At 39.2% G+C, this 23,835-nt stretch carries 21 protein-coding genes and 2 tRNA genes; 15 read left to right on the top strand and 8 right to left on the bottom strand.

From position 1 onward, the window contains the following. Positions 1-216: 216 nt before the first annotated feature. The 6 genes from BM130_RS14090 to BM130_RS14065 all read right to left on the bottom strand — a co-directional run bounded on the left by BM130_RS14090 (position 217) and on the right by BM130_RS14065 (position 4,504). On the bottom strand, positions 217-720 hold the full coding sequence (locus tag BM130_RS14090; RefSeq protein ID WP_010527745.1) for a flavodoxin: 504 nt from the start codon (positions 718-720) through the stop codon (positions 217-219). A 9-nt stretch (positions 721-729) separates the two neighbouring features. Next, positions 730-1,392 (bottom strand): hypothetical protein, encoded by a 663-nt coding sequence (locus tag BM130_RS14085; protein WP_010527746.1) that lies wholly within the window; start codon positions 1,390-1,392, stop codon positions 730-732. A 3-nt stretch (positions 1,393-1,395) separates the two neighbouring features. Beyond that, a complete protein-coding gene (locus tag BM130_RS14080) occupies positions 1,396-1,755 on the bottom strand; it encodes a hypothetical protein (protein ID WP_010527747.1) in 360 nt (119 codons plus the stop codon). Between the two features lies 1 nt (position 1,756). Beyond that, positions 1,757-2,509 (bottom strand): hypothetical protein, encoded by a 753-nt coding sequence (locus tag BM130_RS14075; RefSeq protein ID WP_138956892.1) that lies wholly within the window; start codon positions 2,507-2,509, stop codon positions 1,757-1,759. 116 nt (positions 2,510-2,625) lie between these two features. Next, positions 2,626-3,291, bottom strand: a complete 666-nt coding sequence (locus BM130_RS14070; protein ID WP_010527749.1) for an O-methyltransferase — start codon at positions 3,289-3,291, stop codon at positions 2,626-2,628. Continuing rightward, on the bottom strand, positions 3,284-4,504 hold the full coding sequence (locus tag BM130_RS14065; RefSeq protein WP_010527750.1) for a M16 family metallopeptidase: 1,221 nt from the start codon (positions 4,502-4,504) through the stop codon (positions 3,284-3,286). Before BM130_RS14065 ends, BM130_RS14070 begins: the two co-directional genes overlap by 8 nt. Before the next feature lie 141 nt (positions 4,505-4,645). On the opposite strand from BM130_RS14065, the gene BM130_RS14060 reads away from it, so the two are divergent. Further along, a tRNA-Phe gene (locus BM130_RS14060) sits at positions 4,646-4,721 on the top strand. Positions 4,722-4,863: 142 nt separating this feature from the next. After that, positions 4,864-4,936 (top strand) — tRNA-Phe (locus BM130_RS14055). A 471-nt stretch (positions 4,937-5,407) separates the two neighbouring features. Here the strand turns inward: BM130_RS14055 and BM130_RS14050 are convergent. Beyond that, positions 5,408-5,935, bottom strand: coding sequence for an HdeD family acid-resistance protein (locus tag BM130_RS14050; RefSeq protein WP_010527751.1), 528 nt, complete (start codon positions 5,933-5,935; stop codon positions 5,408-5,410). A gap of 96 nt (positions 5,936-6,031) precedes the next feature. After that, complete coding sequence (locus BM130_RS14045) at positions 6,032-6,457, bottom strand: hypothetical protein (protein ID WP_138956893.1); 426 nt, start codon at positions 6,455-6,457, stop codon at positions 6,032-6,034. A 320-nt stretch (positions 6,458-6,777) separates the two neighbouring features. On the opposite strand from BM130_RS14045, the gene gpmI reads away from it, so the two are divergent. The 13 genes from gpmI to rpsO all read left to right on the top strand — a co-directional run bounded on the left by gpmI (position 6,778) and on the right by rpsO (position 23,823). After that, positions 6,778-8,307 carry a 2,3-bisphosphoglycerate-independent phosphoglycerate mutase gene (gpmI, locus tag BM130_RS14040; protein WP_010527753.1) on the top strand — a complete coding sequence of 510 codons (1,530 nt, stop codon included), beginning with the start codon at positions 6,778-6,780 and terminating at the stop codon, positions 8,305-8,307. A 188-nt stretch (positions 8,308-8,495) separates the two neighbouring features. Beyond that, positions 8,496-9,542: a GMP reductase gene (locus BM130_RS14035; protein WP_010527754.1), complete on the top strand. Its 1,047-nt coding sequence runs from the start codon at positions 8,496-8,498 to the stop codon at positions 9,540-9,542. 304 nt (positions 9,543-9,846) lie between these two features. After that, positions 9,847-10,446, top strand: a complete 600-nt coding sequence (locus BM130_RS14030) for a DUF3109 family protein (protein ID WP_010527755.1) — start codon at positions 9,847-9,849, stop codon at positions 10,444-10,446. 86 nt (positions 10,447-10,532) lie between these two features. Further along, complete coding sequence (locus BM130_RS14025) at positions 10,533-11,243, top strand: YebC/PmpR family DNA-binding transcriptional regulator (protein ID WP_010527756.1); 711 nt, start codon at positions 10,533-10,535, stop codon at positions 11,241-11,243. A 751-nt stretch (positions 11,244-11,994) separates the two neighbouring features. Beyond that, positions 11,995-13,362 (top strand): dipeptidase, encoded by a 1,368-nt coding sequence (locus BM130_RS14020; protein ID WP_010527757.1) that lies wholly within the window; start codon positions 11,995-11,997, stop codon positions 13,360-13,362. Between the two features lie 291 nt (positions 13,363-13,653). Continuing rightward, complete coding sequence (locus tag BM130_RS14015) at positions 13,654-15,846, top strand: glutamine synthetase III family protein (protein WP_010527758.1); 2,193 nt, start codon at positions 13,654-13,656, stop codon at positions 15,844-15,846. 420 nt (positions 15,847-16,266) lie between these two features. Continuing rightward, positions 16,267-17,784 carry a tetratricopeptide repeat protein gene (locus BM130_RS14010; protein WP_010527759.1) on the top strand — a complete coding sequence of 506 codons (1,518 nt, stop codon included), beginning with the start codon at positions 16,267-16,269 and terminating at the stop codon, positions 17,782-17,784. A gap of 70 nt (positions 17,785-17,854) precedes the next feature. After that, positions 17,855-19,027, top strand: a complete 1,173-nt coding sequence (locus BM130_RS14005; protein ID WP_010527760.1) for an AIR synthase related protein — start codon at positions 17,855-17,857, stop codon at positions 19,025-19,027. A gap of 163 nt (positions 19,028-19,190) precedes the next feature. Further along, the gene (gene prfA, locus BM130_RS14000; protein ID WP_044138698.1) at positions 19,191-20,279 is read left to right on the top strand and encodes a peptide chain release factor 1; all 1,089 of its coding nucleotides are present in this window, start codon (positions 19,191-19,193) and stop codon (positions 20,277-20,279) included. Positions 20,280-20,475: 196 nt separating this feature from the next. Continuing rightward, on the top strand, positions 20,476-21,303 hold the full coding sequence (gene pyrF / locus BM130_RS13995) for an orotidine-5'-phosphate decarboxylase (protein WP_010527762.1): 828 nt from the start codon (positions 20,476-20,478) through the stop codon (positions 21,301-21,303). 166 nt (positions 21,304-21,469) lie between these two features. Further along, positions 21,470-22,756, top strand: coding sequence for a DUF2851 family protein (locus tag BM130_RS13990; protein ID WP_010527763.1), 1,287 nt, complete (start codon positions 21,470-21,472; stop codon positions 22,754-22,756). A gap of 76 nt (positions 22,757-22,832) precedes the next feature. Next, a complete protein-coding gene (locus BM130_RS13985) occupies positions 22,833-23,417 on the top strand; it encodes a hypothetical protein (RefSeq protein WP_010527764.1) in 585 nt (194 codons plus the stop codon). A gap of 136 nt (positions 23,418-23,553) precedes the next feature. Beyond that, a complete protein-coding gene (gene rpsO / locus BM130_RS13980; RefSeq protein ID WP_010527765.1) occupies positions 23,554-23,823 on the top strand; it encodes a 30S ribosomal protein S15 in 270 nt (89 codons plus the stop codon). The last annotated feature ends 12 nt before the right edge of the window (positions 23,824-23,835 follow it).

Here is a 23,835-nt window from a genome sequence, read left to right as displayed (position 1 = left end):
TCATTTTAGCAATACTATGAATTCTAACGGACTTACCAATGGGGATGGTATGCTCTTAAAGCACCTATAACAACAATTTTAATTAACATATAACTATCTTGAAAAACTTATGTAAATAAAAAAGCCGGAATTTCAATCCCAGCTTCTGTGTTTTATTCTAATTTTTTCTTACTTCTGAAATTGCCCAAGTAAAGATTTATATTTTGGTGTACAGATTTAGAGTTTTAGTTCATTCATAACCTGGCTTACCCATTCTGATATTCTTCCATCGGTAAGGTCTGGTTCATTATCCTCATCTAACGGTAGCCCAACAAACATACCATCTTTAAAGGCACGGGATTCGCTGAAATCGTAATCATCACCCGGCCATTGTCCAACAAAACGTGGTCCTTTGGGAGCTAATAATTCATATAATTTACCCATACCGTCACAAAAAGTATCAGGGTAAGTCTGCTGATCGCCTAAACCAAACAATGCTATGGTTTTTTGACTTAAATCCAGCGTTAAGAAATCTTCTACAAAAGTTTCGAAATCATCCTGCAACTGGCCTACACCCCATGTGGAAGTGCCTAGAATGTATACGTCGAAACCTTCTAAATCCTTAGCTTTAATGCTTTCGGCTGAAATTAGAGCAGCTTCAGGAATAGCTTTATGTATTTTTTCGGCAACAAATCGCGTGTTTCCTACCGAGGATCCGTAAATAATGGCTGTTTTTTTCATGATTTATATTTATCGATTTCGGAATACTCCTTCTCTAAATCTACAATAATGTACGGATAATTTTATGAGAAAAAGATAAAATCCATAATTTGAGAGAGATAATAATCTGTCGCCTTCGGGTGCATAAGAATTATCGTAAGTTTCGCCCCAAAAGATTGAAGCAGGCAATGTTGTACTTAAATCAAACCTCACAAATGATTCTTCCATAATTATTTTATCTCCATCTTTCTTTTCTGGTAAATAAAACAAATTTGATATTCGATTCTCTTTTAGATTTTCTATAAATGTACTTATTCGTTTTGGCTCAATATTTTTTTCTTTCAATTTGTGGATAAATTCTTTTAAAGAGAAAACAGCTGCAAATTGTATATTGGGAACTTCAAGCCTTTTGTTATCTGGGGAAATATCACATGTATTTGATACAATAATTCCTTTTAAATATACAGTTTCAAATTTTCCATTATTAAATCTTGAAAAAGGAATATCTATAATACAATCACCCTGATAATAATATTTAGTATCAGGAATTCTGTAATAAATTAAGTTGGGATTATTCGAAAAAGGAAAATATTCCTTAACCGTTTTAAAAAGATTTTCTGTTAATTCTGGAGTTAAATATTTTGGCAAAAATGTCCTAATTAATTCAAGTGTGTCATATTTTGCCTCACGCATATGCTAAAACCTTTTTTTTGTGGGTTTTGCATTAATCTTGGATATAAATAACTCATCTAGAATTTGAGAAAAATTTTCGTCCAGGTTAATTTGCTCTTTTGCAAAATTTTGCACAGAATTCATAAATCCGTATTCTATTGAAGAGTATTTTTTTGATAAACTACCGTCCTCATTGTAGTTGGAATTTATATAATCGTCAACTCTTGTGTTTATGGCTTCCGGTGAATTGTATTCAATTATCATAGCTTGCAAAATATCTGGGGAATAGTCAACATCAATGAATGCATTTGTGGAGGAAGTAATAGAATCAGAAGCTATCCCCCCAATTAATTGTCCAGCTGATGTGGTCTCTTCAATTAACATTTTAAATTTCTCCTTTTAAATAAGCTTCAATACTTTTGGTATTAATTATTTCAAATACGGTTTTGTTTAGTTTATCATATAAACTTTTTTCAAAAGTTCTGTGTCGTTCAAAAAATGGTTTCGTATTGACGTCAAGAATAATACTTATTCCATGATTAAATTGTCCTGTTGGTCTTAAAGTTTTGGTTTCATTGTGTAAAATCAATTTTTGTTCCTTGAATTTTGAGCATTTTACATTTAGATAAAAATCCAATTTATAATTTTTTGAATAATAAATAGAAAAATCTTTGCAATCTTCTTTTATGGAAAAGGCTCCTGTGTTTTCTCTTAAGAAGTCGTTAATATGGCTCGGTTCCAGATAAATCCCTAGCTCTATTATGTAACCAATAAAATTTATGTTTTCAGAGTCTGCCAGTTTTGACAAGTTGGCGACTTTAGCCCGGATATATTTTTCAATTTGGTGATGGTCAAGTTTAAATTTTTCGTCATATTTCGTTGCTAACGTTATTCTTGATTGAGAAACTTCAATTTTGCTATGCCCATTTTGGGATTGACTTTTAAAACGGGGAATATTTGGATCTAACTCATCAGGAATGGCAACCGTTATGAACGGAACTTTGAATTCGTCTTTTAAAGCATCTTCGAATTCAAAAAGCCGTTTGCGTATTTCCATATTTCTCGCAAACGAGAAAACAATCTGTGAATTGTCAATATATAGATTGTCTTTCATACTAACTGCTTTGAAATAAAACAAAAATAGGTAATTTGCCGGCACAAAGAAAGGGAGGACTGTATTTTATTTTGTCTGTTTCAAAAAGGTGGAATATTGTAGCTTCCTAACCTTCAATAGTGTTTTATTTCCGGAAAAAATCAATCTTTTACTCTTATCATCATCAATCCGTCACGCATGGGTAATATAACTTGTTCTACCCGGGGATCTTCTTTTACCATTTTATTGAATGCAAGAATGCCTTTGGTATAACTGTCGTTTTGTGCTTCGGGATCAATCACTTTGCCATTCCAGAGTATATTGTCAGCCAGAATATAGCCGCCCGGATTCATTTTTTCAATAACCATTTTATAATATTCGGGGTATTCCCGCTTATCGCCATCGATAAAAACCAGGTCGAAGGAAGCATTCAGCGTTTTAATAATATTAAGTGCATCGCCGATGTGAAGATGTATTCTGTTTTGGAGGCCGGCCTTGCAGATGTATTGTCGGATAAATGTTTCCAGTTCATCATCCCGTTCAATGGTGTGGAGGTGCGCAGCAGACCCCATTCCTCTGGCCATACAGATGGCCGAATACCCGGTAAATGTTCCGATTTCCAGTACCGTTTTGGGCTGTATCATGCGGCAAAGCATGGTGAGTAGTTGTCCCTGAACCTGTCCCGATACCATTCTTGGTCGCAATACCTTTAAATGGGTTTGCCGGCGAAGTTCATAAAGCAGTTCATCTTCGGGCGAAGTATGGGTTTCAATATAGAGTTCCAAATCTTTATTGGGATTTCCGGTTATGTGGGTATGACTACTCATAAATCAAATATGAAAGTTGGTTTTCATCAAATACTTCGTTGGCGATTTCCAGCAAGTCGCTGGCGGTTAGTTTGTCTATTTTTTTATACAACTCTGAAAGCGAATCCACTTTATTATAAAGGAGGTAGCTTTTACCAATGCTAAGCATTAAGTTTTCTTTATTTTCGTGAGCTATGGTGATTTGCCCTTTTAATTGCCGTCGTGCCTTGTGTAATTGCAATTGTCCCAGTTTTTTGTCTCGTAACCTGGCCAGCTCACGGCGTGCAATACGCAAACTTCGGTCGATATTTTGACGGTCGGTACCAAAATATATACTGAAAACCCCTGTTCGGTAGTATGGCGAATAGATAGATTCGATGTTGTAGGCTATACCATTTTTTTCCCGAAGAGCCATGTTGAGCCGGCTGTTCAAACCGGGACCACCCAGAAGATTGTTAAGCAAAGAAAGACCTAAGCGTTTGGGATTTTCCAAATCGTAAGCTATGTTCCCCAATGTGATATGACTTTGAAAGGTGTCCAGCTCCTTCCGAATACTCGCCGGTTTATAGGCCGGTGTAGGAGGCCTTGATGTCTGCCGATAATTGGCCGCCTCTTGTCCAAAGTATTTATTTACGGTTTTTAGGAATTTTCCTGAATCCAGGTCGCCAACCATACACAACACCATTTGGTCGGTATGGTAATTATTGCGAATAAACCGAAGGATATCTTCACGCGTAAAGCTTCTTACCGATTCTGCCGTACCTAATATATTTCGCCCCATGGGACCATCGTTGAAGACAAGCTCTTCAAAATCGTCGATAATCAGCTCGGCCGGATTATCCTTGTACGAATTAATTTCGTCTATTATTACTTCTTTCTCTTTTTTCAACTCTTTTTCCGGAAATACGGAGTGAAAGGTGATATCATGGAGTAATTCTATTGTTCTTTCGAAATCCTGAATTAGAAAAGAAGCATAAATAGCCGTTTCTTCTTTTGAGGTATAGGCATTTAGTTCCCCCCCCACATCTTCCAGACGGCTCAAAATATGCCAGGTTTTACGCTTTTGAGTACCCTTAAAGATGACATGTTCGATGAAATGGGCCATCCCGTGTTCATGGAGCTGTTCGTCACGCGATCCGGTATTGATAATTAATCCGCAATGCCCCACTGGCGAAGCCGTCCGATGTAACACTATCCGGATACCATTTGAGAGCGTATGTGTAAATAGATTCATATTTTTTTAGAAAAATTTGAACGCAAAAATAACTAAACATCAGCGAATATTGCGCAAAAAATTATAAAGTGTGCTGGAAAATTTGCCGCGCTTTTTTTGTTAAAAAAAATCTTTCAGTATATTTGCAACCGCTTTTGCAAGGGTGCCATAGCTCAGTTGGTAGAGCAACGGACTGAAAATCCGTGTGTCCCTGGTTCGATTCCAGGTGGTACCACCAGAGGCAACTTTTTATAAGTAAGCCTTTGTACTTTGAAAAAACGGTGAAGAGGTTTTCTTGACGTTTTTTATGTTTTTAGGTTATTGAAGTAATGGATTTTTTGTTATTTTTATCCGCGTAAAAAATTAAAAATAACATTTTAGGTGCCATAGCTCAGTTGGTAGAGCAACGGACTGAAAATCCGTGTGTCCCTGGTTCGATTCCAGGTGGTACCACTTCTTAAAGGCTGTCTTGAACAAGGGCAGCCTTTTTTGTTGATAGCTTTCACTTTTCTTTCGTGGCCGGTTGTGGCTAAGGCTGTTTAATCTGTTTAATTTTAGTTCACTTTTTAGTTGTCCTCTTCTAATCAATAATCTTCACGGTAAAATTGGTTAACGCCTTTTATAAAAATAACAGTTCTTATTTGAAAAAGTATTTTTCTGCTTTTGATTAAAATATTCCCAATTATGGGAAACGATTAAATAGGTGTGGAGAACATCTATATATTATTGGGGAACATGTATATTGTCATGGGGAACATGTTTTTATAGATGGGGAATTATTTAAAACAGGCATGGGTCCAATTAATTTAAATTAAAATTAGCCACCAAAGGATAATGGAAAATTAGGAAAAAACAGATAGGCTGGCATTGGATGAGAGAAACGGATAATGCCTTAATGGAGTTGAAAACTTAAACCATAGGAATTTATGAGTGATTATAGATTTGCCATGCCAGATAAAGACGGGTGATACCAAACCAAAGTGCATAACCGCCCATGATAAGCGTGGCTAATACTGCTCCTTTGAAAGGGTTAAACAAAAGAAGTAAACCAATGGCCAAAGAAAGAATAGCGTGAATGAGTGAAAGTTGCGGAGCAGGAAGTATTTCTTTCATCTGTAAATATCCTGCCAGTTGTATGGCACCCAAAAAGGTGATGAAAAGGCCTGCTAAAACAACCATAAAGCTTGCTGTGGCACCGGGATAAACCATTATGAGTAATCCTATAAGGCTAAAAAAGATGCCTTGAATAAGGATAAAGTTGCGATTAACACTATTCCCCTTTGTGGCCGAAATAATCATGATTATTCCCACAATAAGAGCCAGTATACCAAAATAAGTGGCTATGGTCATCAGGGCCCCGGCGGGGTCAATAAAGATAAGAAGTGATATTAGTAGGGCGATGATCCCTTTAAGGGTTTCGCTAAAGGTGTTTGATCGAAGAACTTGTTTCATGGCAGATTAGCTTTTGGACAACATATCAAAAATAGTGAATAATTTTAAGAAATTATACATCCTGATTAACATCTGCCGGTATTCATTCTTTTTAAATTATTGGATGCGGAGACCATCGGCATCCAGCATCCATTCTTTTATTTGTTTCATGGTTTCGTTTGATGAGTTGGAAAAAAGTTCTTCGTCAAACATCCACGGTTCTATCTCTGCCGCTTCTTCAAAATAGGTGAACAGTGATTCGTTGAGCATCCACTCTTCTATTTGTCTTGATTCCTCAACAGGAGCCGCAAATTTCGACATAAAATAAGCGGTTTTGGTCATTTCGGTACCAGGTTCAAATGTTTTTTCGTTAAGCATCCAGTCAGAAACCTTCCGGGTGTTTTCTTCAATATGGCGAAGCGAAGCAAACAAAACAGCTTTGTTTTTTATGGATAGAATATCGCCGCTGGTTTGAGGATTGGCTGCATTTAAATTTATGGTTAAGCCTAAAACGATCATTGAAACGATAGTGGTTGTTTTCATTTTTTTGTCCTCCTTAATTGATTAATTATTGTGTTGATGTAAAGGTTTAATCAAGAGGTATGCCAAATTTTGTAAAGTATTGGAATTTAGGTCTTAAGGAAAGGAATGGGTTTTTTGCTACAGGGCATTATGTTCGGATGTGTGACAAAAGTATGTTCGGAATCGAACAGAGGACAGGCTTCCGCATTTTTTAGCTTCCTTAACACCCCCCAGCTTTTTTTTTGAAGTCAAATTAGGTACTTTTGCCTGTTCTTGTAAACTGAAATCCATATTGTTTGTTTCTATATCACGATGAAGACAATTATTAAATAAAAATAATCATGGATAAAAAGACCATACTGATAATCCTCGATGGGTGGGGATATGGAAAGAAAGACAAATCCGATGCTATTTATACGGCCGGAGCACCCTATTTTGAGAGCCTGCTGAAGAAATATCCCAATTCTCAGCTTCAGGCTTCTGGCGAAAATGTCGGACTTCCTGACGGGCAAATGGGAAACTCTGAAGTGGGACACTTAAATATTGGCGCCGGACGGATCGTTTATCAGGATCTGGTAAAAATTAATCTGGCCATTAAAAACAATACCATTGCTGAAAACCCTGAGTTAGTCAATGCCTATAAATACGCTAAAGAAAACAATAAACAAGTGCATTTCCTGGGATTGGTATCAAAGGGAGGTGTTCATAGTAGCCAGGAACATGCCTATAAACTGGTAGAAGTGGCCAAAGAGTTTGGCCTCAATAAATTGTTTGTTCATGCCTTCATGGATGGCCGGGATACTGACCCTCGTAGCGGAAAAGGGTACCTGAGTGAGTTGATGGAACATGTTAATCCTTTGGGATGTGAGGTTGCTTCCGTCATCGGCCGTTACTATGCCATGGATAGGGACAAACGCTGGGAGCGTATCAAGGAAGCTTACGACCTCATGGTGCGCGGTAAAGGAAAAGAAACACGTGATTTGATTTCTGCCATCCAGGAATCTTATGATGAAGATGTAACGGATGAGTTTATTAAACCCATTGTTCATGTAGATGAAAATGGAAAACCGGTGGCTACAATCCAGGAAGGGGATGTGGTTGTATTCTTTAATTTCCGTAACGACAGAGCCAGGGAAATTACTCAGGTGCTTACACAGCAAGATATGCCTGAATATGATATGAAAACTATCCCGCTTTACTATTGCACCCTCACACCTTACGATGCCACTTTTAAAAATATGCACATTTTGTTCGATAAGGATAATGTGAAAAATACCATGGGTGAGTTGGTGTCCAAAAGGGGTCTTAAACAACTACGTATCGCCGAAACCGAAAAATATGCTCACGTGACATTCTTCTTTTCCGGTGGTCGGGAAGAGGTCTTTGAAGGGGAGGACCGAATTCTCATTAATTCGCCCAAAGTACCCACTTATGACCTTCAGCCCGAAATGAGTGCCTACGAAGTTAAAGATGCTGTGGTGGCCGAGTTAAACAAGAAGAAGTACGATTTTATCTGTCTTAACTTTGCCAATGGTGATATGGTTGGCCATACCGGCGTTTACGATGCTATCAAAAAAGCTGTCAGGGCCGTTGATAACTGTCTGAAAGAAGTGGTCGAAACAGCTAAAAAGAATGGTTACGAAGCTATTATCATTGCCGACCACGGAAATGCCGACAATGCCATTAATCCCGATGGTTCGCCCAATACCGCTCACTCTCTTAATCCTGTTCCTTTTATTTGGGTTTCTGATGACCGTAAAGGAACTGTTAGAGATGGTATTCTTGCCGATGTTTCCCCATCTCTTATTAAACTAATGGGCCTTGAACAACCCGAGGAAATGACCGGACAAAGTCTTATCACTATTCAATAGTTTTTTTTAGAGTAAGAAAACATATAGTCAGGACAGTATCGGTGTTGATACTGTCCTTTTTTTGGGCTGTTGGGTAAATAAATTCCTGCGATATTGCTAAATTGTTTGTGTTTTATTTCCCATTTACCGGCATTAATGCTTATTGTTTCGGAAACTTTTTTAAAATCTATTTCTTAAAACAATTTACCATGAGAATAGAATATGATATTAAACTTGGCTTTAAAGATGTGATGTTTCGTCCGAAACGCTCTACACTCAAAAGTCGGTCGCAGGTAGAACTGCTTAGAACTTTTAAATTCTTGCATGCTAAAACCCAGTGGACGGGCATCCCTGTTATGGCCGCTAATATGGACACTGTAGGAACTTTTGAAATGGCATTGGCTTTAGCTAAACATAAAATGTTTACTGCATTGCACAAGCATTATCCAATAGAAGAATGGGAGCACTTTATGGAAAAAGCCCCCAATGGCATCGAAAATTATATCGCCGTTAGTACCGGTACGGGAGAAAACGACCTTAATAAAATCCATCAAATTTTTTCTCGATTTCCCCGGTTAAAATTTCTGTGTATCGATGTCGCCAACGGATATTCCGAGCACTTCGTGGAGTTTGTGGAAAAGGCTCGACACGACTTTGAAGATAAAATAATTATGGCGGGAAACGTGGTTACCGGTGAAATGGTTGAAGAATTGTTACTTTCCGGTGCCGATATTGTTAAAGTAGGTATTGGCCCCGGTTCAGTCTGTACTACTCGGGTAAAAACAGGCGTAGGGTATCCCCAGCTTTCGGCTATTATTGAATGTGCTGATGCAGCTCATGGTATTGGCGGACAGATTATTAGTGACGGAGGTTGTACCACGCCCGGCGATGTTGCCAAGGCTTTTGGGGCAGGGGCCGACTTTGTGATGCTTGGAGGTATGCTGGCCGGCCACGATGAGTGCAGTGGCGAACTTATTGAACAGGACGGAAAAAAATTTAAACTTTTTTACGGGATGAGCTCGGCAACAGCCATGGAAAAACATGCCGGAGGGGTTGCCGACTATCGCGCCAGTGAAGGTAAAACTGTACGTGTAGAGTATCGTGGACCCGTCGACAATACTGTTAAAGACATTTTGGGGGGCATCCGTAGCACCTGTACCTACGTAGGCGCAGCCAAACTGAAAGAGCTAAGCAAACGAACTACTTTTATCAGGGTTTCAGAGCAGGAAAATAAAATCTATAACGGTAAAGAGTAATGTTTTTTCTGATTCTAATTTGGTTGAAACAAGCATGACCAGGGAAATTTGTCACCAGATAACATTTGGGCAGAAGTTCTCAGACAGAAAGCAGAAGAGGTTTATAGTCATTCGTCAACAGTCATTAGTGATAAGTGTTGAATAACTAACAACTAACGACTAACCACTAAAAACTAATTTTAAGTTTCATTGAGTCAATAATTTAGAATATTTTTATAAAAACAGAGGTGTAGAAACATCTTAATTTTCTTTAACTTTGCCCGCCTAAATTTGTCTGAATCAACAGACCTGTAACATTTATTCAATGGTTCAAATAGACGACAAGATTATTAGCCTGGATATCTTTGAGAAACATTTTGTTTGTGATTTGCCACATTGTTTGGGCTCTTGCTGTGTTGAAGGAGAATCCGGAGCACCTCTCGAAGACGATGAAACAGAGATCCTGGATAAAATTTTTCCGCTGATTCGACACCTTCTTTCACCCGAAGCAATAGATATTATTGAGAAAAACGGAACCTGGGAAGTGGATGCCGACGGCGATAAAGTGACCCCTATCATTCGTGGCCGGGAATGTGTATACACCTACTTTGACCAGGACGGGGTATGCCGTTGTGCCATTGAAAAGGCTCATCGGGAGGGACTCATCGATTTTAAAAAGCCCATCTCGTGTCATCTTTATCCCATTAGGGTGGATAAGTATGAAAACTATGAGGCTTTAAATTATCACGTTTGGCCTGTGTGTAACCCCGCGCGTGAATTGGGGGAAAAGTTGGGCGTTCCTGTTTTTCGTTTCCTGAAAGAGCCTATCATCCGCAAATATGGTAAGCGATTTTACGATGAAATGGAAGATGTTTATAAACATTTAGAAAAACAAAAAGCCAATCAAGGGAACAAACATGAGTAATCAGGCCCATCTTCTTTTGTATTAAATAATATTGCCCTTAAAGGGTTGATTCTTTTTCTATCTATAAATTTTTTTGACGTTTAAATATGGGACGCGCATTTGAATATCGTAAGGCCAGAAAACTCAAAAGATGGGGTAATATGGCCAAAACTTTTACCAAAATAGGTCGTGAAATCGCTATCGCTGTTAAAAGCGGTGGCCCGGATCCGGCAGGGAATCCAAGGCTTAGAATGCTCATACAAAATGCCAAGGCCGCCAATATGCCCAAAGAAAATGTAGAACGGGCCATTAAAAAAGCATCGGGGAAAGACCAGGCCGACTATAAAGAGGTGGTGTACGAAGGTTATGCCCCGCACGGCATTGCAGTGTTAGTCGAAACGGCTACCGACAACCCCACTCGTACTGTGGCCAATGTACGCAGTTATTTTAATAAGGCGGGTGGCTCTCTTGGTACTTCCGGAAGTGTCGATTATATGTTTGAGCATAAATGCAACTTCAAAGTGAAAATGAAAGAAGGTGTTGATCTGGAAGAGCTTGAGCTTGAGTTAATAGACCTGGGAGGTCAGGAAGTTTTTGCCGAGGATGATGGCATGATGATTTACGGAGAGTTTGAAGCTTTCGGACCTATCCAAAAGTATCTGGAAGAAAATGGTTTTGAAATAGAAAAGGCTGAATTTGAACGAATACCTCAGGATACACGAACGCTAACCCGGGAACAGGCCGCTGATATTGAAAAATTACTGGCCCGCTTTGAAGAAGATGACGATGTTACTAATGTTTTTCATAACATGGCTTAAGATTGATCCAAGCTTTTTTTCGTATACAGTTGTTGGACAAATGAAACGAGCATGACAATGAGAGATTTTCACAAAAGAGAATGTATAAAACTCTTTGTCATGCGAGTTCCATCAGGCCAATGAGTTAAATAAATTATATACGAATGAAACGAGCATGGCGACTTTTGCCACAAAAGAGCATGTATAAAATGATATAGGCAGAAGTGCACAGGCAGAAGGCAGAAGTGAGATTTATCGATTTTATGATTGCGGGTTGGGAAATTTCCCCTTTAGGGGATTAAGGGGTGAGGGATGGCCATAATGGACTTTAAACTAATTATATAAGTAAATTTTATACGAATGAAACGAGCATGAACACATGTTTATACATTTTTATGCTGTGATAAGCATTCCTGGTCTTGCTCGTTTTATTTCTATTTATTGCCCCTTTCTTTTCAGTATATTGCTTTTTGTTCCTTCTCTTTTGCTTTCTCTTTGCGGGAATTAAGACATCTTTGTTTTAGGTATTAATGGATAAAAACCCTTATTGGGGTCTGGTTTTTACTGCTTTCAGGATAGGCTTCTTCCAATCAAATTTAAAAAAAGAAGAAAAACATATCATAAATCACTTATTGCCCAATCCTTGATATCTCTCATGCCTAATCCCGTAAATTTTTTTGTATTTTAGGTCTCGGTAATACCCGAAATATGTTTAATTCTTCCCTAAAAGAACCTTATTTTGAAGGTGATGGGTTAAAAATATTTTAAAATAATGGAAATCAAACAGTACATTGAAGAAAACCGCGACAGGTTTCTGGAAGAACTTTTCGAATTGATTCGTATTCCTTCCATCAGTAGTGAGACCGCTCATAAAGAAGATATGTATCGGGCGGCAGAAAAGTGGAAGGAATTATTACTGAATGCCGGTGTTGATAGGGCAGAAGTGATGGAAACTACAGGACATCCCGTGGTCTTTGCCGAAAAAATATTGGATAAACAGTTCCCTACAGTTTTAGTTTACGGACATATGGATGTTATGCCGGCCGACCCCCTGGATTTGTGGGAAACCGATCCCTTTGAGCCGGTTGTACGTGATGGGAAAATTTGGGCCAGAGGTGCCGATGATGACAAAGGACAATCGTTTATGCATTTAAAGGCCTTTGAATATTTGTTGAAAAACAATCAACTTCGTTGCAATGTAAAATTCTTGATCGAAGGTGAAGAAGAAATTGGTTCCGAACATCTTCCCGAATTTTGTGAGAAACATAAAGAATTGCTTAAAGGGGATGTGATTTTGGTTTCCGATACTTCTATGTTGGCTCCCAATGTGCCATCTATTACAACAGGACTAAGAGGTTTGGCCTATTGGCAGGTAGAGGTGACCGGTCCTAATCGTGACCTTCATTCCGGAATATATGGCGGGGCAGTGGCTAATCCTGTTAATGTGTTGGCCCAAATGATTGGCTCATTGATTGATGATAACGGACATATTACTATTCCGGGATTTTATGATGATGTATTAGAGGTGAGCCATGAAGAAAGAGCCTTGATGGCTGAAGCACCTTTTGATGAAGAGGAATATAAAAAAGCTATTGGAGTTAAAGAGCTGCAGGGTGAAAAAGGATTTACTACCCCTGAAAGAACTGGTATCCGGCCTTCTTTCGATGTTTGTGGTATATGGGGCGGGTACACCGGTGAAGGTGCTAAAACCATATTGCCTTCAAAAGCTTATGCTAAACTTTCTTCACGTCTGGTACCTAATCAGGACTATAATAAAATTGCCCAACAGTTTATTGACTTTTTCCAATCTATTGCTCCAAAAGCTGTTGAGGTTAAAGTGAATACCCTACACGGTGGACAGGCTTATGTGTGCCCTATCGATATGCCGGCTTATCGGGCTGCTGAAAAAGCTTTTTTGCAAACTTATGGAAAGCGGCCTGTTCCCGTTCGTAGTGGAGGTTCAATCCCAATTATTTCTGCTTTTGAGCAAATTTTAGGTATGAAATCTATCTTGATGGGGTTTGGGCTTAATTCAGATGCTATCCACAGTCCTAATGAAAATTATCCTTTGGAACAATTCTTTAAGGGAATAGAAACCATCTCCTATTTCTATGAATATTTCGCTCAGGAGAATAAATAGTGCCTTGCTTTAGAGGTGTATCTCTTTTTGTAATGCCGTCTTGCAGGTTCTTTTTTTTAATAAGTTCCGGTGAGACGGCTTTTTCATGCAATAATACATCGAAAATTACCAAAATGAAGCTGCTTGAGTGTCTTTTGTTGTATCAAAAAAAGGTTTTAAATAAAATAACCCCTAAAAATTGAGGGTGTTTGTAGGAAAAATAACAAAAAAATAAAAAAATACCCTCAAATTAGTGGAATGTGTGTTGAAAAAATTTTATATTTGCCAAGGCTAACTCATAAACGAATAAATATGGCAAAATTAAGATTTTCTGCATTGGAAGAACTCCTGAATAGAGAGACTAAACCATCAAAAGAGCCCAGAATTCCCACCTCCGAATATTTCGGGGAATTGGTGTTTGACAGGCCCAAAATGAAAAAATACTTATCCAAAGAGGCTTTCGACCATGTTATTGAAGCAATTGAAAAAGGAACACGGATTGACCGTCGCATGGCCGATCAGATAGCTCTTGGGATGAAAGCCTGGGCTATGGAAAAAGGGGCTACTCATTATACGCACTGGTTTCATCCTCTTACTGATGGAACTGCCGAAAAACATGATGCCTTCCTTACTTTTGGTGAATTTGGATCTATGGTGGAAAGTTTTTCAGGTTCTCTGTTGGTTCAACAAGAACCCGATGCATCCAGTTTCCCTTCAGGAGGTATAAGAAATACTTTTGAAGCCCGTGGTTATACCGCATGGGATGTTTCTTCCCCGGCCTTTATCGTTGGTAGCACATTATGTATCCCTACTATCTTTGTATCTTATACAGGGCATGCCCTTGATTATAAATTCCCATTACTTAAAGCTCTTAATGCAGTAGATAAGGCTGCTACTGCTGTTTGTCAATATTTTGACAAAAACGTAACCCGCGTTATTAGTAACCTGGGTTGGGAACAGGAATATTTCCTGGTTGACGAAGCTTTGTTTAATGCCAGACCCGACCTGGTGCTTACCGGAAGAACCCTTATGGGACACTCTTCTGCTAAAGATCAGCAGCTCGATGACCACTATTTCGGTTCTATCCCGGAGCGGGTGATTGCTTTTATGGAAGACTTTGAAAAAGAAGCCTATCGCTTGGGAGTGCCTGTGAAAACTCGTCATAACGAGGTGGCACCTAACCAGTTTGAAGTCGCCCCCATCTTCGAAGAAGCCAACCTGGCAAACGACCATAACCAAATGGTAATGGATTTGATGAAAAGAGTGGCACGGAGACACAAATTCAGAGTGTTGTTCCATGAAAAACCATTTAAGGGTATTAATGGTTCCGGAAAACACAGTAACTGGTCGCTTAGTACAAATACTGGTGTTAACCTGCTGAGCCCGGGTAAAAACCCTAAAACCAATTTGCAATTCCTTACTTTCCTGGTTAATGTCCTTAAAGCTGTTTATGATAATCAGGATATCTTGCTGGCCAGTATCATGACCGCTAGTAACTCGCACAGGCTTGGCGCCAATGAGGCACCCCCTTCAATCCTGTCTGTTTTCCTGGGAAGTCAGATATCTGCTATGTTGGATGATTTGGAAACCAGAGTTCCTGACAAAAAAATGACGCCCGACGAAAAAACCGCCCTTAAACTGGACATCGGTAAAATACCGGAAATATTACTGGATAACACCGACCGTAACAGAACTTCACCCTTTGCTTTTACCGGTAACCGGTTCGAATATCGGGCTGTTGGTTCTTCGGCCAACTGTGCTTCAGCATTGATTGTTTTGAACACTGCTGTGGCCAATCAACTGAAAGTTTTCAAAAAGGAAGTTGATGCATTGATAGAAAAAGGCGTTAAAAAGGATGAAGCTATTTTCCAAATTATCAAAGAATATATTAAGGCGTCTAAAAAAATTCGTTTCGATGGTGACGGTTATAGTCAGGAGTGGGTGGAAGAGGCTCGTCGTCGCGGCCTGGTGAACGTTTCAAATGTTCCGGATGCACTAAAGGCCTATACTACCGATAAAGCCAAAAAACTTTTCACCGAAAATGGTGTCTTTACCGAAGTTGAGCTGGAGGCCCGTACCGAAGTGGAACTGGAAAAATTTGTGAAAAAGATTCAGATCGAAGCCCGCGTCTTGGGTGATTTGGCACTCAACCATATTGTTCCCACAGGCGTTCGGTATATGAATACGTTAATTGATAATGTTCAGGGACTTAAAGATGTGTTTGGGGAAAAAGATGATTTCCATGAATTAGCCGCCGATAGAATCGACCTGATCAAAAAGATATCTTACCATATCCAAAACATTAAAAACAAAACACACGATATGGTTGAAGCCAGAAAAGTGGCAAATAAAATTGAAGATATGAAAGAAAAGGCCGAAGCCTATGACCAAAAAGTGCGGCCGTATCTTGACGATATCCGTTATCATATCGATAAGCTGGAATTAACGGTTGATAATAGTATTTGGCCATTGCCAAAATACAGAGAGCTTTTATTTGCCCGTTAATGAACGGGAGAGGTTTTGACTTGATGGTGGCTGTTGGTTTTCCGACAGCCACTTTTGTGTTTTATATAATAGCCGCCTATACTTCAGGTAGAAGTCGGGTCGAAATCGGGGAATTTTAATAACAGTTTCTTGTCCTACCTATTATTAAGTGTATTTTTTTTTCTGAAAACAATTTATTTGGTTTAAACCATCCAATCTTTTAAAAAATATTTGCTGTTTTTTTTCGTTACTGTTTTGTTAATGGTAATTTTGACTTTCCAGGTCTTATAAAAAATTTATTCAGCACTTGGTAAATATGAAGAATGTACAGAAAAAGCTTTCATGAAAACTGTGCTATTTTGCTGCCTAAAAAAATATTTTAGATTGGATGTCCCAAACAATTCAACTTGGAAAAAACTAATTTCCATTAGTCCATTCTTAATGGGTGGTTTTCTTCTCTTATTGCTTTTGGGTGGCTGCAGTGCCGAAGCCCGACTGGCCTCAGGGGTTAAAATATATAATATAGGTGAATATAGTAGGGCCGCAGAACGGTTCAAAAAAATGGACTTCGACAACCGCTATTATCGGGCTCAAGCTTCTTTTTATCTGGCCATGTCCTATTATCGGGTGGGACAAGCACAACGAGCTGCCGCCTATTTTCAACGTGCTATTCGTTACGGATTATCTAATCCTGAGGCGTATTTCTATCTTGGTCAAAGCCTACGCATGCGGCAAGATTATGAGGAGGCCATTGAGGCTTATGAAGAGTTTTTGAAACATGACGTGGGAAACAGAGCAGCTCTTAATGGCATTGCTTCTTGTAATATGGCCATGAACAATCCTAAACAAACACGATACGTTGTAGAGTTAAATCGTTCTTTGAGGATCAGAGGAAGCAATTATTGCCCTGCTTTTGCCGGTAATGATTTTTCTGTCATTTTTTTTAGTTCCATGAAAAGGGGCGTAAAAAAACGAAGCACTAACAAAATAACGGGTTTGGGAAGTTCCATTATTTATAGCGCTATTCAGGATGGAAGAGGGGGATGGGAAGAACCTGTCCCTTTTTTGGGGGATGAAAACCCATTAATCGACGATGGAACTCCTTCTTTTACTGCCGATGGCAAAGAGATGTTTTTTACCCGTTGTACCTATTCCGATGAAGGCCCGTCAGGAGCTTCAATTATGGTGATGAAAAAGTCGGGTGGTCGGTGGGGAGCACCCGAGAAAATACCGTTAGGTGCCGATAGCCTGGTTTTTGCTCATCCGGCCATATCCCCCGACGGACAAACCTTGTACTTCGTATCGGATCGTCCCGGAGGTTTTGGTGGTAAAGACCTTTGGAAAGTAACGCGACAGGGTGACGTCTGGGGTGAGCCTGAAAATCTTGGCCCCGAAATCAATACCCCTGCCGATGAAATGTTTCCTTATGTGCGATCTAACGGTAAGTTGTACTTTTCATCCGATGGATTACCGGGATATGGTGGACTGGATATTTTTGAAGCGGAATGGGATGATAATGCCGGAAAGTGGTTGGTTACTAACTTGGGACTACCCATTAATTCTGCTGCCCATGACTTCGGTATCGTTTTTCGCGGAAACAGTAATATGGGATTTTTATCTTCATCGCGGGGCAGTTATAATGGTCTTGACCAAATTTTTGAATTTGAGCTTCCGGCAATAGAGGCCATACTTAAAGGCAAAGTGCTTGATGAAGATGAAAAGCCGGTTAAAAATGCATCGGTTTTTGTGGTGGGGAATAATGGTGTAAATCGTTCCACCGTAACTTCCGATAAGGGATCTTTTACTTTTAGCCTGAAGGCCGAAGCCGACTATATTGTCATGATTGTAGCCGAGGGTTTCTATAATGGGAAAATTGCTTTGTCGACTTATGGAATGGACGAAACCGATGAATTCGAACGTACTGTAATCTTAAAAAAAACAGAGTCTCACGACCGTTAATATTTCTCACACCGGAAACTTTATGTATTTTTGCACTCAGAATCAATAATTATCTTTAAAAAATCTGTTTGTGCAAAAGGATTTGAGATATCATCAGCGGGGTGTTTCGGCATCAAAAGAAGATGTGCACCAGGCAATAAAAAATGTTGATAAAGGGCTGTTTCCTAAAGCTTTTTGTAAAATCGTGCCCGATTATCTGGGTGGTGATCCGGAATGGTGTAATATTATGCATGCTGACGGTGCCGGGACCAAATCGGCCTTAGCATATCTCTATTGGCGAGAAACCGGCGACCTTTCTGTATGGAAAGGTATTGCGCAGGATGCATTGGTCATGAATTTGGATGATTTACTTTGTGTAGGGGTTACAGATAATATCTTGCTTTCTTCTACAATTGGCCGGAATAAACATAAAATCCCCGGTGAAGTAATCTCTGCCATAATTAACGGAACCGAAGAATTGTTGGAACAACTTCGTCGGTTGGGTATTGCCATTTACAGCACAGGAGGCGAAACCGCTGATGTGGGTGACCTGGTTCGCACCATAATTGTTGATTCAACCGTTACTGCCAGAATTAAACGAAGCGATGTTATTTCCAATCATTTAATTCAACCCGGCGATGTTATTGTTGGGCTTTCATCTACCGGAAAGGCTAATTATGAGGATTTCTTTAATGCCGGGATGGGTAGCAATGGGTTAACCTCGGCCCGTCATGATGTGTTTGCACATTATTTGGCAGCCAAATATCCGGAAAGTTTTGATCCGGAAGTCCCGGAAGATTTGGTCTATCAAGGCAAATATCGATTAACTGACGCTATCGAAGAACTTGGTTTGGATGCCGGGAAAATGGTTCTGTCACCAACCCGCACTTATGCGCCGGTTATTAAAGAGGTATTAAAGGAATTACGCTCAGAAGTGCACGGTATGGTGCATTGTTCGGGAGGTGCTCAAACCAAAGTAATGAATTTTGTTGAAAATCTTCATGTGATTAAGGATAATCTTTTCCCTGTACCTGAACTGTTTCGCATTATACAGGAAACCTCTCAAACCCCTTGGCAGGAAATGTATAAGGTTTTCAATATGGGGCATCGTTTCGAAATTTTTGTACAACCTCCCCATGCCTCACGCATTATGGATATAGCTAAAAGCTTTGGTATTGAAGCTAAAGTAATCGGACACTGCGAAGCCTCTCCTGAGGGAAATAAACTTACCATTAAAGGAGAAAAAGGAACATATTATTACTAGCTGCGTTTAAGTTTTCTCTTTAGAATTATACCTCACCGGAGGTTTGGTTTAGCCCAAACTTTTTCAATTCTCGATTGTCGATATCATATTAGAGGACAGATGAATTTTAAATGGTAGTCCTCAATAAAAATATAATTCTCCGTAACATCAAATTCGAAATATTATGGCACAAGATAATTCATTGCTTGAAAAGCTGGAATCTCTCAAATTACGGTTCGAAGAAGTGGGTCAGCTTATTACGGACCCCTCTGTTTTGGCTGATCAAAAAAGATATGTTAAGCTGAATAAAGAATATCGCGAACTGGAAGAAATCGTGCAGGTAGGAAAAGAATATAAGAATTTAATCGACAATATTGAATCTGCCCGTGCAATGCTTCGTGAAGAAGAGGATGAAGAGATGAAAGCTCTCGCACGACAAGAAATTGAAGAGCTGGAAAAGAAAAAGCCCGAAATGGAAGAAAAAATAAAGATGCTATTGCTACCGGGCGATCCTGAAGATTCTAAAAATGCTGTGCTCGAAATTAGAGCCGGAACTGGTGGAGATGAGGCAAGCATCTTTGCAGGTGATTTGTTTCGAATGTATACCAAATTCTGCGAAAAGAAAGGATGGAAATATGAGGTTACTCATTTCTCGGAAGGAACCGTTGGAGGTTATAAAGAAGTGGTGATGAAGGTTTCAGGTAATGGCGTTTATGGAGTGCTAAAGTACGAATCGGGTGTACATCGCGTTCAACGTGTGCCTCAAACCGAAACACAGGGAAGAGTACATACCTCTGCTGCATCAGTTGCCGTTTTGCCTGAAGCAGAAGAATTTGATATTGAGTTGAGACCGGAAGATATTAGAAAAGATACTTACTGTTCTTCCGGACCAGGAGGTCAGTCGGTGAATACCACCTATTCCGCCATTCGTCTGACTCATATCCCAACTGGTATCGTGGTTACCTGTCAGGATCAGAAATCACAGCTTAAGAACCTCGACAAGGCAATGGCTGAACTGAGAACTCGAATTTATAACCTTGAATATCAAAAATATTTGGATGAAATTGCATCCAAAAGAAAAACCATGGTATCAACGGGTGACAGGTCCGCTAAAATTCGGACTTATAACTATCCCCAGGGGAGGGTCACCGACCATCGTATTAACTATACCATTTACAACCTGCCGGCTGTTATGGATGGTGATATTGGGGGTATTATTGATAAGTTGCAGGTAGAGGAAAATGCAGAGCGGCTTAAAGCTAGTGAATTGTGATTTAATAAAATTATAGGTGGTATTCACCGGTGATTTGTCCCCCCCGGTGGTATTTGCATTAGTATATAATTTATCTAATTCATTGGTCGAATGAAACTCGCATGACCTAAGTCTATACATCTGCTTGTTGTGACAAACCTATTTTGAAATGCTCGTTTCATTTGTTTAATCGTTAATGATTTAAAATTATTATATAATGACCAGACAGGAAATTTTTGAACAGATTAGGAAAAAGAAAAGTTTTCTATGTGTGGGCCTCGATAGTGATATTAATAAGATTCCCCGCTTTTTATATGATACCAGCGACCCTGTTTTTGCTTTTAATAAGGAGATTGTAGATGCTACACACGATTTAGCTGTTGCTTATAAACCCAATCTTGCCTTTTATGAAAGCATGGGGGTAAGCGGTTGGAATACCCTCGAAAAAACGGTTAACTATATTCGTTATAATTATCCGGATATCTTTATCATTGCTGATGCCAAACGGGGAGATATAGGAAATACTTCTCATCACTACGCTCGTGCTTTTTTTGATGCTCTGGATTTTGATGCTGTGACCGTGGCACCATATATGGGTTCCGATTCTGTTAAACCTTTTCTTTCTTATGTTGGACGGTGGGTCATCTTGCTGGCGCTTACCTCAAATCAAGGTGCCAACGATTTTCAATTTTTGAAGGAAGATAATACCCGCTTATTTGAAAAAGTAATTACTACCTCGCAAAGTTGGGGCGATATAGAGAATATGATGTACGTAGTTGGGGCTACGAGAGCCGAAATGTTAAAAGATATTAGAGCTCTTGCGCCTGACCACTTTTTGCTGGTCCCGGGTGTGGGTGCTCAGGGAGGTAGCCTGGCCGAAGTGGCACGATATGGTATGAACGACCAATGTGGGTTATTGGTCAACTCTTCGAGGGGGATTATTTTTGCCGGTGAAGGAAAAGACTTTGCCGAAAAAACCAGAAATGCAGCTTTGCAAATTCAAAGTGAAATGGCACAACTGTTGGCCGAGAAAGCTATTATCTAATTCCGGTTTCGTTAGGCTTAAATCTTCATTTGTAGGTTAAAATAAAAAATCTTTGTAATTTGCATTTTTGAAAGATAGGGGTGTAGAAGAAGCATCTGGGTGTTGTTGGTGCTTTTTGAGTTGAGTGCTTTGAACAAACATTCCTCAAAACTTTTACCTTTTACCTATGAATGAAGATTTATTGCATTTTGTTTGGCAGCATAAACTTTATAAACAAGGACTTTTTCTTTCAGACCAGGGACAGAAAATAGAAATTGTTCATCCGGGACTTCCCAATAGTGACTCCGGACCCGATTTTTTTAATGCAAAAATCAAGTTGGATGATGTTTTATGGGCCGGAAATGTGGAAATTCATCTGAAAGCATCCGATTGGATTCGGCATCAACATCATTTGGATCATCGATATGATAATGTTGTTTTACATGTGGTATTGGATGACGATGAAAGCGTTTCTACTGCTTCCGGAAGAAATGTCCCTACCTGGAAAATGGAAATACCCGATACTGTTTTACGACAGTACCATGAATTGACCCGTAAACGGGGATGGATTGCTTGTGAATCAATGATTGAAAATATTCCGGAATTTGAAATAGTTGCCTGGGTAGAGCGAATGCTGATTGAAAAATTGGAGCAAAAAGTATATACTATTAATTCTTTGCTCGAGGAAACCAATAATAATTGGCAAGAAGTTTTTTACAGGTTGCTGGCCAGAAATTTTGGGTTTGGAGTTAACGGTGACCCTTTTGAACGACTGGCCCGGCAAACCTCATGGACTATTGTGGCAAGAAATGCCGATAGCCCCGAAAAATTAGAGGCTCTTTTTCTGGGACAAGCAGGCTTTCTCGACAAAATGATCTTCGAAGATGATTATATACAACGGCTTAAACGTGAATATTTGCTATTTAAAAATAAATATCAATTGCGGTCATTACCTGAGCATGTGTGGAAATTCTTGCGTTTGCGACCGGGAAATTTCCCTACAATAAGACTGGTGCAGTTTGCCGCTCTTTTATACAGGCATCCGACAATGTTTGACAAAATTGTTAGTTGTTCCAATATTGCCGAAGTAAAAGAATTATTTAGAGTCGAACCTTCCATATATTGGAATAATCACTATAAACCTGATGTTGTTGGGAAAAAAATTCCTAAACGATTGGGAAATCAAGCCGTTGAACTCATAATTATTAATACCTTGGTTCCTTTGCTATTTGCTTTTGGTAAACTGAGGGGAAAACCTCACCTGCAGGATAGAGCCCTTAATTGGCTTGAAAAATTAGAACCTGAAAAAAATAATATTGTTTCCGGATGGAGAAAGTTCTTGACCAACATCGAGATTAATTCGGCCGCCATAACTCAAGGACTGGTGTTTTTAAAAAAGAATTACTGTGATCTTAATAACTGCTTGAGATGCAGAGTCGGACACAAAGTAATGACACGGAATCTGACCAAATAATTATTTTTGGTTCATTTTTTGATAGATTTTTGATTGTTAAAAATATATAAATTTTATTCTTTCAAAATTGAAAACTATGAAAAACAATTCTTTACTTTTCGTTTCTTTGGTATTATCTCTCTTTTTGGGCATGGCAGGCTGTAAATCTAAGGAAAAGGTTACCGCTAAAAGTGAAATAGGTGATATTATTGAAGAACTACCTTGTGAAGACAAGGGGCGTTCAGATAAAAATTACTTTCGGGCCAGTGCTATGTCAACTAGTTCGGATTTAAGTCTGGCAAAAGAAAAAGCACTCTTGTTGGCCAAACAAAGATTGGTGACCTTGATTAATTCCAATACCAAATCGGTTACAGATCGGTATGTGAATGAGCGAGAAGTTAGTGATGCTGCCGAATTTGAACAAAAATTTGAAAATATGACCCGGGAAGTGGCCGATGAAACTATAAATAATATTGTGGTTATCTGTGAAAAGGCCAGTGTAACTAAAGATGGTAAATATCATGGATTTGTTGCTATTGAGGTAAGTCGGGATGATGTCTTGAATGGCCTTGACCGGCGCATCTCTAACGATGATAAATTACAACTGGATTACGATAAGAAAAAATTCCAGGAAATATTTGAGGAAGAAATGGAGCAGATGGCTAAAGAAAGAGGGTATTAGTATCCTGACAATTGGTTTACTTTTGATATGGGCTTTTCAGGTTTTGAATATCTTTGGATAAAATAATTTGCATAGGCTCAAAATATTATCTAAATTTGCGACCTGATTTGTAAAACTAAAATTTTTTGAAGGTCGTATGCATTTGACAAAAGAAGAAAAGCAAGAAATCTTTGCGAAGTTCGGGAAGTCGAATACTGATACTGGTTCTCCTGAAAGCCAGATAGCATTATTTACTTACCGTATCGCACATCTGACCGAGCACTTAAAAATTCATAAAAAGGATTTTAGTACGGAGTATGCCTTGAAAAAAATGGTGGGTAAGCGGCGTCGTTTGCTCGACTATCTGAAAGCTAAGGATATTGAAAAATATCGTAGCTTAATTAAGGAACTTAACATCCGGAAATAGGTCAGTGAAAGA

This window comes from Thermophagus xiamenensis (genome assembly GCF_900112795.1).
Lineage (GTDB): Bacteria > Bacteroidota > Bacteroidia > Bacteroidales > Marinilabiliaceae > Thermophagus > Thermophagus xiamenensis.
Note: the sequence above shows the minus strand (reverse complement) of the source record. Positions and strands in the feature narration are given on the sequence as shown.